At 57.0% G+C, this 1,959-nt stretch carries 2 protein-coding genes; one reads left to right on the top strand and one right to left on the bottom strand.

The genetic code is table 11. The features are described from left to right. Positions 1 to 95: 95 nt before the first annotated feature. Positions 96 to 794, bottom strand: coding sequence for a glutathione S-transferase family protein (locus GVL50_RS28395; RefSeq protein ID WP_159815842.1), 699 nt, complete (start codon positions 792 to 794; stop codon positions 96 to 98). Positions 795 to 1,136: 342 nt separating this feature from the next. On the opposite strand from GVL50_RS28395, the gene GVL50_RS28390 reads away from it, so the two are divergent. Next, the gene (locus tag GVL50_RS28390; protein ID WP_159815841.1) at positions 1,137 to 1,811 is read left to right on the top strand and encodes a histidine phosphatase family protein; all 675 of its coding nucleotides are present in this window, start codon (positions 1,137 to 1,139) and stop codon (positions 1,809 to 1,811) included. Positions 1,812 to 1,959 lie beyond the last annotated feature (148 nt).

Below are 1,959 nucleotides of genomic sequence, written 5' to 3'. Positions count from 1 at the left end.
GGGCTTGCTCGCGAAAGCGGTGGGTCAGCAATAGATGCGTCAACTGACAGGACGCTTTCGCGAGCAAGCCCGCTCCCACAGGGGGATGTGTGTTGTCAGGAGGGGATGGTCAGGCCGCGGACGACGGCCGGGCGGGCGAGGAATTTCTCCAGCACGCGCGTGACATTCGGGAAGTTCTCAATGCCCACCAGATCTCCGGCTTCATAAAACCCGATCAAGTTACGCACCCACGGGAACGTGGCGATGTCGGCGATGGTGTAGCGCTCGCCCATGATCCAGTCGCGGCCTTCGAGCCGACCGTTGAGCACGTTAAGCAGACGCTTGCTTTCCTCGACATAACGATCGCGCGGTCGCTTGTCTTCGTAATCCTTGCCGGCGAATTTGTTGAAGAAACCCAGCTGACCGAACATCGGCCCGATACCGCCCATCTGGAACATCAGCCACTGAATGGTCTCGTAGCGCAACTCGCCTTCCTGAGCCAACAACTGGCCACTTTTGTCGGCGAGATAGATAAGGATCGCGCCGGATTCGAACAATGGCAGTGGCTCGCCTTGCGGGCCGTGAGGGTCGAGGATCGCCGGGATCTTGTTGTTCGGGCTCAGCGACAGGAACTCGGGGGACATTTGATCCTGCGTGTCGAAGCCCACGCGGTGCGGCTCGTAAGGCAGGCCGATCTCTTCGAGCATGATCGAGACTTTTACGCCGTTGGGGGTCGGCAGGGAATAGAGCTGAATCCAGTCAGGGTACTGCGCCGGCCATTTCTGGGTGATCGGGAACGCGGACAGATCGGTCATGGGAAGCATCCAGTCACAAATTGAAACCCGATATTAATGTAGGAGCTGCCGAAGGCTGCGATCTTTTGATCTTGAGCCTTCAAGCAAGGTCTAAAGATCGCAGCCTGCGGCAGCTCCTATATCAACCGTAACATTCTGTCGTTAACCTTCCACCTAGCCATTCGTGGTTGCCGTTAGAGTGCTGCGCACTCGAGAAAATCGAACCAAATCGGGTTCAGAGGACTCTGAGCTAAGCCTTTCGCAATGGAAGCGCACTACGACAGGGAACACACCCGGCGCTGGAAGCCCGCGGTGTAAAGGTTTGTCAGCCTTAACCGGACATGCTGAAGAACCTTTTATTTGATGACGAACCTTATGCGTTTCGCCAAACATTTCAAACATCGCGCGTACATGATCCTGCCGTCGTTGATGGCGGTCAGTGCGCTGCTCCTGTCGCTTGAATCCAGTGAAAGTCGCGCGCAACCGGCGGACGGTACGCAGACCCTGGTGTTCCTGCGCCACGCGGAAAAACCCGAGGGTGGTCTCGGCCAGCTTAATTGCCAGGGCCTGAACCGCGCCATCGATCTGTCGACCCTGCTCCCGGAAAAATTCGGCAAGGCCGATTACGTATTCGCCGCCAATCCGACGCGCAATGTCGAGGAAGGCGAGCTGGATAACTCCTACAGCTACATTCGCCCGCTGATGACCATCAGCCCGGCGGCGATCAAACTCGGTCTGCCGGTGAACATCGAGTTTTCCGCCAATGACACCAGCGATCTGGCCCGCGAACTGACGGCCGACAAGTATCACAACTCGACGATCTACACGGCTTGGTCACACGGTTATTTGCCGGAACTGATCAATAAAGTCGCGGGCAATGCGGTGGGCGGTAAGCAGAGCATTACCGATGACTGGTCGGGCGACGATTTCGATTCGTTGTATGTACTGACGTTGACTTGGCACAACGGTAAGGCCAGTTTGCAGAGCCATAGCTACAAGCAGGGGCTGGATCATGGCAAGGAAACCTGTCCGACCTGAGTTTTGTGGTGCCTGATTTGGCCCTTTCGCGAGCAAGCTTTGCTCCTACAGAATTCGTGTACACCGCAAATCCAGTGTGGGAGCGGGCTTGCTCGCGAAGGGGCCCGTCAATTCACCTTCAAACTCCCTGACTCACCCGCCCCCGCAA

The organism is Pseudomonas sp. 18058 (genome assembly GCF_902706155.1).
GTDB lineage: Bacteria > Pseudomonadota > Gammaproteobacteria > Pseudomonadales > Pseudomonadaceae > Aquipseudomonas > Aquipseudomonas rustica.
This window is presented reverse-complemented; position numbering and strand designations above follow the sequence as displayed.